8 protein-coding genes are annotated in these 10502 nt (G+C 43.1%); 2 read left to right on the top strand and 6 right to left on the bottom strand.

Features of this window, described 5'->3' with window-relative positions; translation table 11 throughout:
* Positions 1-575: 575 nt before the first annotated feature.
* The 6 genes from FC15_RS06335 to FC15_RS06310 form a co-directional block, all read right to left on the bottom strand.
* Positions 576-2366: an ABC transporter ATP-binding protein gene (locus FC15_RS06335; protein WP_057825005.1), complete on the bottom strand. Its 1791-nt coding sequence runs from the start codon at positions 2364-2366 to the stop codon at positions 576-578.
* Positions 2350-4104: an ABC transporter ATP-binding protein gene (locus FC15_RS06330; protein ID WP_057825003.1), complete on the bottom strand. Its 1755-nt coding sequence runs from the start codon at positions 4102-4104 to the stop codon at positions 2350-2352. Before FC15_RS06330 ends, FC15_RS06335 begins: the two co-directional genes overlap by 17 nt.
* 253 nt (positions 4105-4357) lie before the next feature.
* On the bottom strand, positions 4358-4915 hold the full coding sequence (locus FC15_RS06325) for a restriction endonuclease (RefSeq protein ID WP_057825001.1): 558 nt from the start codon (positions 4913-4915) through the stop codon (positions 4358-4360).
* Positions 4916-5029: 114 nt separating this feature from the next.
* Positions 5030-5857 (bottom strand): AraC family transcriptional regulator, encoded by an 828-nt coding sequence (locus tag FC15_RS06320; RefSeq protein ID WP_083479129.1) that lies wholly within the window; start codon positions 5855-5857, stop codon positions 5030-5032.
* A 231-nt stretch (positions 5858-6088) separates the two neighbouring features.
* Complete coding sequence (locus tag FC15_RS06315; protein WP_057824996.1) at positions 6089-6745, bottom strand: hypothetical protein; 657 nt, start codon at positions 6743-6745, stop codon at positions 6089-6091.
* A 75-nt stretch (positions 6746-6820) separates the two neighbouring features.
* Entirely contained in the window at positions 6821-8011 is a 1191-nt protein-coding gene (locus FC15_RS06310; RefSeq protein ID WP_057824994.1) for an IS256 family transposase, read from the bottom strand.
* Between the two features lie 180 nt (positions 8012-8191).
* Between FC15_RS06310 and FC15_RS06305 the strand changes: the two genes are divergently transcribed.
* Positions 8192-9130, top strand: coding sequence for a 2-dehydropantoate 2-reductase (locus FC15_RS06305; RefSeq protein ID WP_002335374.1), 939 nt, complete (start codon positions 8192-8194; stop codon positions 9128-9130).
* Positions 9131-9155: 25 nt separating this feature from the next.
* Positions 9156-10193, top strand: a complete 1038-nt coding sequence (locus FC15_RS06300; protein WP_057824992.1) for a PTS sugar transporter subunit IIC — start codon at positions 9156-9158, stop codon at positions 10191-10193.
* Positions 10194-10502 lie beyond the last annotated feature (309 nt).

Below are 10502 nucleotides of genomic sequence, written 5' to 3'. Positions count from 1 at the left end.
GCAATCACGATTTTTAAGCATGATCATGATTTTTCGTTCGACGAAATATTCTGCCAGCAAATCTTGCCCTGTTATTTTGAGTTACCGACTAAATCAGAAGTTGCGGAAGACAATGGGCATGATTGCAGTGACAGTGTTATAAGTTCGAAACACGTTTCGAGCTTATAGCACGGGCAAAACTTTAGATTTTGTGTAACAAAAGCTACAAGTTTTAGGCGAAAGCTCCTTTTTGAAGTAGAGCGTGGAGCAAGGCGGTTAGCAGTTGAGCATTAACGATAATTTCTGAATGATTCGTTTACGAATCGTTTAGAAATTGTTGTTAAGCACAGACTGCTGCCTTGCAGAACGCGTTTCAAAAAGAGCTGCAACCGGCCCCACAGGCTAGCATGCCCATTGTCTGTAGCAACTTCGGTTCGACAATCTACAGCAGGAACAACCATTTCCCGCAGCAACTTCGGCGAGGCACATGCTGCAAGCATGCCCATTGTCTGCAGCAACTTCGGTTCTACGAAGAACCAAAAAAAGAGGCATTTGTCATTTCTGACAAAAATACCTCATTTCTTGAAACCCAACGGTTAAGCGTGCGCCAACTTCAACATATCATACTGCGATTGGTAAAGCTGATAATATAGACCCCGTGCGGCCATCAGTTCTTCATGGGTCCCGTGTTCGGCGATCTTTCCGCCGTCCACGTAGAAGATCTGATCACAGTTCTTGATTGTGGATAGTCTGTGAGCGATGATAAACGAGGTACGTCCCTTCAGCAAGGCTGAGAGCCCCATCTGTAGCAAGGCTTCAGTCTTGGTATCAATGCTCGAAGTTGCCTCGTCTAAAATCAGAATTCGTGGATCTGCTAGGAGAACTCGAGCAAAGGCAATCAATTGCCGTTGTCCCGCTGATAACGTGCTGCCTCGTTCCTCAACCACGGTCTCATAACCGTTCTTCAATTCATGGATAAAATCATCCGCACGAACGACTTTTGCTGCGGCGATAACTTCTTCGTCGGTTGCGTCTAGTTTACCATAGCGAATATTATCCATGATTGTGCCTGAGAAGATAAAGGTGTCCTGCAACATGACTCCCATTTGGCGTCTTAAGGAGGCCAGGGTGACCTCTTCAACATTATGGTGGTCAATCTTCACCTCTCCCTCATTAACGTCGTAGAAACGGCTCAGGAGGTTGATCACGGTCGTTTTACCTGCACCTGTCGGGCCAACTAGGGCAACGGACTGCCCATGAGAAACGTGGAAGTTGACGTCCTTAAGAATATCCTTGCCTGGTTCGTAACGGAAGGTGACGTGATTGAAGGTGACATCCCCGTCAATTTGTGGTAACGCTTTGGCACCAGGATGGTCGACAATCTCAGGTTTTTCATCCAACGTTTCAAAAATACGCTCGAGATAGGCAGTGGCGGTGATCAGTGAGTTATAGAAGTTACCGATATTGATCACAGGATTCCAGAAGTTATTGATATAACCAATGAACGCAATCAAAGTACCGGTACTCACATCAACACCAATCTGGCGAATCCCCACGAAGTAAATCAAGCACATGGTGATGACCGAGATGTTTTGAACGCCTGGCCAGAGTAGGAATTGAATTTTAACGGCGTGCATCCACGTGCGGCGATTATCCTCGTTTGTTTCATCGAAGATACGGAAGTTCTCTTGCTCACGGGCAAAAGACTGAGTCACCTTAATACCAGCAATACTTTCGTGAATGTAGGCGTTGAGATTGGACTGTTTATTACTTAAAATCTGATAGGCACGCCGCTGTTTTGATTGGATAATTAACACCATCACGACCAAAATTGGGATCAATGCCAGACTATACAAGGTCAGTCGTGCATCGATGGCAAACATAAAGATCAGTGTGATCAAAACGTTGAATACATCTGAGATCAGGTTGACCAAGCCATTACTTAGCAAGTCGCTCAAGGTGTTGATGTAGTTGACCACACGAATCAGAATTTTGCCGTGTGGACGGCTATCGAAATACGAGAACGAAAGCTTTTGAAGATGTTGAAAGATATCAAGACGCATGTCCTTGAGCACATCTTGGCCTAATTCGGTGATGTGGTAAATCCGGTAACGCATGCACCAGCCGATAAAAAACAGTGAGCCAGTGAACAGGATGCCAATCAGCCACAACATCGGCAAATCTTTATTGGGAATCACGGTATCGATCGTGATTTTTGTAAAGTATGGGCCGAGCATTCCGGCAACATTGGCCAGAATGATCACGCCTAAGATGCGATAAATTTCCTTCATGTATGGCTTGATATACTGCGCCAGTCGCGCGTAATCGTGCCAATTAAATTGTTCAGTCAGTTCTTCATCGACGTCTGATTTATTCCGCTGTGCCAAGTTGCTCCCCCTTTTCTAATCCAAGTTGTTTCTGGAAGACTTCGTAATATTTGCCTTTCAATGCCATGAGTTCGTCATGAGTGCCAGATTCAACAACACGACCTTTTTCCATCAATAGAATCAGGTTTGCATCGCGGACGGATGATATTCGGTTCGCGATGATGAACGTGGTCCGCTTCGTCGTGAGTCCTGCCAGTTCGTGCTGAATCTTCGTTTCTGTTTCCATATCGACAGCAGAAGTGGTGTCATCGAGAATCAAGATCGAAGGATCCTTCGCTAATGCACGTGCTAGACTGATACGTTGTTTCTGCCCACCAGATAAGCCGACCCCACGTTCACCGACGATGGTGTCATAGCCATTCGGCATTCTCATGATGAAATTATCCGCATCCGCAATTCGGGCGACTGACTGAACATAAACAGTATCCATATCTGGTCGACCAAATGCGATATTGTCAGAAATTGTATTCGAGAACAAGAACACATCTTGCATGACCATCGCAATATTGTCACGCAGTCGGCGAATCGGATAATCGCTTGCGTTTTTATCATCAATAGTAACTTTCCCAGAAGTCGGATCGTAGAAACGGCCAATCATATTCACCAGCGTGGTCTTCCCGGCACCCGTTTCACCGATAATGCCGACGGTCTCTCCGGGTTCAGCGGTGAAAGTAATGTCGCTCAACACATTGTGCTCTGGGTCGTCTGAAAAGTGGAAACTGACATGATCAAAAACCACTTTGCCTTGAACGCGCAATGGCTTTTGATCCAGACGAACTTCAATACTTGGTTTAGCCGCCAACATTTGACGAATTTTAACACACGATGCAGCGAAACGCTCGACATCATTGATCAACCAACCGCTCATTCTCATCGGTTGATTTAACATCCATAAATAACCGTTGAAGACAACCAAATCGCCTAATGTCATCTGGCCCTTAATGACCAAATAACCACCAAAAACCAGTGTGATCACGCTCAAACTGTTGGCCGTCCCATCTTGCCAAGGCAAGTAAGCCTTAGAAACATTCGCGGCAGCCATATTTTTCTGTTTGTAATCTTCGTTGTGTTCATTGAATTTTTTAATTTCGAAATCTTCGCGAACAAAGGCCTTCACAACACGATTCCCACTGATATTCTCCTCAACCATTGAATTCAAGCGTGAAAAACTCTGGCGAATTTGAAAGAAGACCGGATGTTGCGCGCGTGCCATTTGTTGCGTCAGGATAAAAATTAGTGGTGTGACTGCAACTAACGCCAAGGTCAATTGCCAACTGATTGACATCATGACGATAATCGAAACGATGAAATAAAAGAGACACTCCAAGACTTGATAACTCACCCAAGAAATAAAATGGCGAATGGCATCCGTATCGCCGGTCATTCGAGTCATGATATCACCGACACGTGTGTGGTTGAAGAAATCAAAGTCTAATTCTTGTAGCTTACGATACATATCTTCACGCAAGTCAAATAAGGCGTTCTGTCCCGTCTGTTCAAATAAAATCTGATAAATATAACGGGTGATCGTTCGCAAGACGGTGACGCCAATCATCAGCAGTAGCAGTGGCACTAATAAGCTACCCTGATTGCCATCGATCACGCGGTCGACAATTTGTCCCATGACATAAGGATTCACCAGAATCAACGCCGTACTAATAATGAAGAAGACCAACGCGACCCATAGTTTCTTACGATTGGACTTAACGTATTGCCAAATCCATTGAAAATTACTCATGACATACCCCTCTGCATCCCAGAAATACTGAAATTCTTCTGATTCGATCACTTCACATCGTGGTCTATCTACAAAAGACTATTATGTCTGTTTTTAAAAAGATGAAAATGGTTGTTTTTCGATAAAACCATGTACAATATTATTTATGATAGCGATTTAATTCTTTTCTTAAACGCCTTTTTACTTGACGCGCAAAAAAGAGGCTGTCGTTTTAGGACAGCCTCTTTAGTCACGGACCGATGATTTAATTTAGTTACGCTCGTTTTTTGACTTTCTCTAACCATTGGGTCAATACTTCGCGATCAATCAATTCGACGCCCACCCCATCGGCTAATTCCCGAGCGCTCGCTGTAAACTTCGTATTCGTAATGACCACCGGATTCTCAAGATGATAAAAAGCACAACCGGTAAAAATTTCTTGAACCGCACTGTTATCGACCGGATGATCATATCGTTTACACTGAAACCCATACGTCTCTTGTCGCAACTCTGCCTTGACATCGACGCCCTGATCGCGAGTCGCTGGCGTCACCTCAACATTTTCGAAGCCGCTTCTTTCGAGTAATTCTGCGGTATATTGTTCGAAATCTGAACCGTCCATCTTATCGATTCGGCGTAAAGTCGTCCGTCGAAAACTAAAAAAGTGCAGGTAGGCAAAGAACAGCCACCAGCTGAGCAACAATAACCCCGCAACAATTAACCAAGCCTTGATCATATTTTGTTGGTTCAATAATAGCAACTGCGACGTGAACAGGTAAATGATCCAAATGATTCCATAAAGAATCGTCGCAATATAACGCAACTTACGCATGAGCAAACTCCTCAATCAATCTAAACTAGCGAACATTTGTTTTTCTATAAAATAAAGATAACAAAAAAAACATTCGCAAACAACCGACTGAAGGCTGAATGAGAATGTTGTTCGTTACTTTTCATCGACTTGAGAAGGTGAGATGCCATAATATTTCTTAAACAACTTGCTGAAGTGATAGGCATCTTCATAGCCAACGGCGGAGGCAATCTGCTTAACCGTGGTATCCTCATCCTTCAGTAATTCATGGGCATTCTTCAACCGAATCTGGATTAAGTAATTGATTGGGCTCATATCAGTTGCTTCCTTAAAGGTCTTGGATAAATACGCAGGGCTGACATAATTGTCGCGGGCCAGCTGTTCAAGGGTAATATCTTCGGTATAATGATTCTCCAAGAAATAAATAATATTCGTCACCAATTGATTCTGGCGTTTCTCCGTCTTCGAAACAAACGGCTTGTCATAGTTCTCCGACCGCACGGCCAAACCCCGCAATAAATAGACGAGGATCTCGATGACAATTCCTTTACTCATCAAGCGAAAATCAACATCTTGGTGATCAATCTCGTTGACCAACTGCCAAGCCTTGTCGATAATTTTGTATTGATATTCGCCAATTTCTAGTTTTGGCGTTTTGTTTGGTAAGACATCTCGAGGTAATTCGTGCAAGGCAATATTCTTGATGCCGATATGCAATTGATGTGAATAGGTCCCTTTCTTCTGCCGTTCGGCATGCTGCACGCCGGGATTGAAAACTAGAATCTGACCCGCTTGCAACTCGGTCCAACAATCATTAAACCAATAAGTCGCCTGACCCTCCAGTAGGATGCTAATTTCAAGGAAATCGTGCGCATGACGCTCATGCTGACTCTCATTCTTATTCCACGGGTCGAAGGCATAGAGAATATCTGGATTGAATGTCTTCGCATCTGTATAACTCAAGAAAAAGCACCTCCTTCTGATCAACTCATTCACTAAGCTCTTCATCATTGACTCGTTATACTTAATTATACACCAACTTCGAGAAATGTTGGCGTTTTCTTAACGCATTCCCACGGACTGATCAACGCTCAGAATCAAGGCAGCAAAAAAGACGCATAATCAGCGTCTTTAGGCTGTTTTTAATTCAGTTTTAAACGCGCTGAAATGACTTCATTGTTGAGCGTTGGCGTATTATTCGCCGTCGAAAACCCGATTAATACGCTCATGCATCAACCATTCGGGAACGTTGGCTAGACGCGCCGCAGCTGCATCAACGATCCCCAACTTAACCGCATCAAAAATCACGCGGCCTTCATTATATTTGGCAGCTTGCACAAGCAGATCGTGTTCGATGTCCATCGCAATTCCTACCGTATATTCAACGAGAGTATTGGGTAACAACAGCGCGATTGCCAAATTTTCAACGCGCCATTTCGTCATCGTTGACTGATTTTGACTAAAATCAGGCACATAGGCCGCAATATTTAAGATATACGTGGCCAATCCTTGTGCAATCAGCCAGGCCTGTTCGGGATAAGTCACGTGATGATCACGAACCACTAGCGTCGCCGCGACAGCATGCATTCCTTCACCCACAACTTCTTTCAGCCGATACAACGAGTAATCGACCTTAGGCTCCCGACTATAACTGATGCGCACTTGCAGTGCATGAGCTAAGCCAATCGTATCCGTAAACGTTGACTCAGTCGGAATTCGCAGATGCTGAAGATAAGTTCGCAGTTGCGGAAAATCACTCACAATTTCGCCATAGACATAGACGGCATTGACGTAATTGGTTATAGAAGACTCACTTTCAGTTGCCTCTGTTGTTTGCTTCTCATCACTCATAACTGATTTCTCCTCCAATAAATAGGGAGCGTCAATAATTTTGTGTAAATGGTTCTTCCCCACTGTAGATTATTTCTAATTCTCCATCGGTTGACTCAGCATTTGTTCGAGCTCGCCTTCGGCCTGTTGGAAACCTTTATGACTGCGACCTAGGAATTTTTGGTTGTGAGTATCAAAAGACGAGACTAAGAAACGTTCCATCGACTCTTCATTTTGGAACTGTTCCTTGCGGTGGCTGTATCTCTTGATTTGCTTATTAAAGGATTCAATCAAGTTCGTAGAGTAAATAGTCTTGCGTATGGCTAATGGGAAATCATAGAAAATGAGCAGGTAATCGTTCGAAAGGATCGATTCCACCATTTTTGGATAGCTGGTTTTCCATTTTTCCGCAAAAGCACCACGTGCTTCCAATGCCGCCTTTTTAGATGACGCTTGATACACCATTTTAAAATCATCACAGACTTCCTTACGATCATCGACACGCACTTTGTGACTGATATTACGGGAAACGTGCACACAGCAATGTTGAAAACGGGCTTTGGGGTAGAACCGCTGCACGGCCCCTGCCATCCCCTTTAAGCCATCCGCGATGAAAAGGAGGACGTTTTTCACGCCACGTTCCTGGAGGTCTATTAAAATCTCTTCCCAAATCGTGATAGATTCAATTGGTGCAATCGCATAGCTCAACACTTCCTTTGAACCGTCCGGGCGAATGCCAACTGCGATATGAATGGCTTCCTTGACGACGGTTTTCCGCTTTAAAGGGATATAGGTTGCGTCCATATAAATAGCGGCATAACGGTCATGAAGCTCACGTTCCTTAAATGAAGTGACTTCTTCCGTAAATGATTTAGTCATATTGGACATGGTTTGGGGCGTGTAGTGATGCCCATACATTTTCTCAATCAAGTCTGCGATTTCCGACATGGTAATACCTTTTCGGAAGAGGTGAATGACGGTCTCCTCTAACGTATCATTCGTCCGTCTATAAGCAGGAACAGTCTGTTGCTTGAACTCGCCGTTGCGGTCGCGCGGGATCTGGAGATGAAGTTCCCCGTACTCGGTCTTGACCGTACGGTCATAGGAGCTGTTACGAGAATTACCCGTGTTAAAACCAATGCGATCGTACTTTTCGTAATCGAGGAAAGCCGTTAACTCCGTTTTGAGAAGCGTATTGACAGCTTTTTCCAAATGGACACGGAATAATTCATTCAAATCGCCTTTGTTCGCTAGAGTCTTTAGAATTTCTGTAGTAAAATCGTTCATATGGAAGTCCTCTTTTCTGTGAATGTGTTGTGGTAACTCTATTCTACAGAAGGAACTTCCTTTTTTCTATTTACACAAAATATTTTACACTCTCCTACTTGAAGTTTCCGAATGAAAACTCTATAATGATAAATGTGAAAATGCTCACTTATTATAAATTAAGTTTGGAGGCTTTTATTTATGAAAATTGCAATTGCAGGGGCCGGCGCGATGGGTTCCCGGTTCGGACTGATGTTGAAACAAGGTGGTAACGATGTTTTGCTAATCGACGGCTGGCAGGAGCATATCAATGCCATCAAAGAAAACGGATTGAAGGCTAATTATAATGGCGAAGAAATTACTGTTAAAGTCCCAATTGTTAATCAGAATGAGGTGCCCACTGGTGAGCAATTTGATTTGATTATCTTATTCACGAAGGCAATGCAGTTGGAAAAAATGCTGCAGGATGTTAAACCATTAATTGCTGATCACACAGAAGTTTTGTGTCTTTTAAACGGTATCGGTCATGAAGACGTAATCGAAAAATTCGTACCGATGGAAAAAATCTTTATCGGCAACACCATGTGGACTGCTGGTCTAGAAGGTCCCGGCAAGGCTAAATTATTTGGCAGCGGGTCTGTTGAATTGCAAAATCTAGGTATTGGCCAAGAAGAATCAGCGAAAAAATTGGCGGAAACTTTGTCCGCGTCTGGTTTAAATGCCAAATATTCCGACAACATTCATTATTCAATTTATCGTAAAGCTTGTGTCAATGGTACGATGAATGGCTTATGCACGATTTTAGACGTCAATATGGCGGGGCTTGGTGCAACCAAACCTGCTCATGACATGGTAGTGACTATTGTTAACGAATTTGCAGCTGTTGCTGCCAAAGAAAACGTCAACTTAGACATTCCCGAAGTAATCGAACATGTAGAAACTTGTTTTGACCCGACTACGATTGGTATGCATTTCCCATCGATGCACCAAGACTTGATAAAAAATAACCGTTTGACCGAGATTGACTACATCAACGGAGCCATTTCTCGTAAAGGTAAAAAATATGGCGTAGTAACTCCTTACTGTGATTTCTTAACGCAACTGGTTCATAGTAAAGAAGAAATTCTAGGAGCGAAATAGTAATCATTAGAAAGAGGACGAGAAAATGGAAGAAAAATTAACTCCAAAAATATTTTTAAATAAAGTATTAGCGGGTACCGCAACGGGGATCATCGTAGGGTTGATTCCTAACGCGGTATTGGCAGCAATTTTGAAATTATTTGGTGAAAATACCTTAGCAGTAACGATCACACAAATGGCAGTTATTTTCCAACTAGCTACTCCACTATTGATTGGCGCTTTGATTGCGGTGCAGTTTGGCTTCAAACCAATGCAAATGTTAGTAGTTGCCGGTGCAGCTTTCGTTGGCTCCGGCGTTGTGAAATTCAATCCTGACACAGCTACTTATATTGGTGCTGGTACCGGAGACATCATCAATACCATGATTACTGCATCAATCGCTGTCGGCATGATCTTGTTGATCGGCGAAAAATTTGGGTCCGTGGCAATTGTTGCAACACCAATCGTTGTTGGTATCGGCGCTGGTCTAATCGGCTATTATTTATATCCTTACGTAACCAAGATTACTGCCGCTATCGGTGACTTAATTAATACCTTTACTACTTTGCAACCAATTTTGATGTCAATCTTGATTGCATGTTCCTTTGCTTTCTTGATTATCTCGCCGATCTCTACAGTTGCCATTGGTATGGCAATTCAATTGAACGGTATTTCTGCTGGTGCAGCCGCTATGGGTGTTGCCGCAACAACAGTTGTCTTGGTAGTTAACTCTTGGAAAGTCAACAAACCAGGGGTTACTTTGGCCATCGCATTGGGTGCTATGAAAATGATGATGCCAAACTTGTTTAGGAAACCAATTATCTTGGTGCCATGTCTATTCACCGCTATCATCTCAGCAATTCCAGTAGCGTTATTCTCAGTCTCAGGGACTCCTGCTTCTGCTGGTTTCGGTTTGGTAGGGTTGGTAGGTCCGTTGGCTTCATTGGACGCCGGTTTGAGTATTATTCTACTATTAATCAGCTGGTTTGTTGTACCAATCGTAGCTGCTTTCGTAGGTCAAATCTTATTTGAAAAAATCTTGAAATTGTATGATCGTAAAGATGTTTTCGAATTTTTAGGATAGTCAACTAGAAAAAGTGTGAGCCTTGTGCTCACGCTTTTTTGTGCAATTGAAGTTGGTGAATCTCAGCGAAAAGAGAAAGGTACCTTAAATAGTGTGTTTCTGGTCAATAGCACAATGAAATATCTAAATACACCATGAACTGCTTTTCGTTTTATGAAGAGCAGTTTGTGCTATTTGAGAAATTGCTCAATTTAATCATTAAGTAGTTTCATCAATGGTGACTATGCTACTGCAATTCTTGTTGTACCCAACCGGTAGCGTCAAGAATCTTGTGTAAATGAAATGCCTTCGTACATATAATATGTATCT

The sequence above is a fragment of the Lapidilactobacillus concavus DSM 17758 genome, assembly GCF_001435835.1.
GTDB lineage: Bacteria > Bacillota > Bacilli > Lactobacillales > Lactobacillaceae > Lapidilactobacillus > Lapidilactobacillus concavus.
Note: the sequence above shows the minus strand (reverse complement) of the source record. Positions and strands in the feature narration are given on the sequence as shown.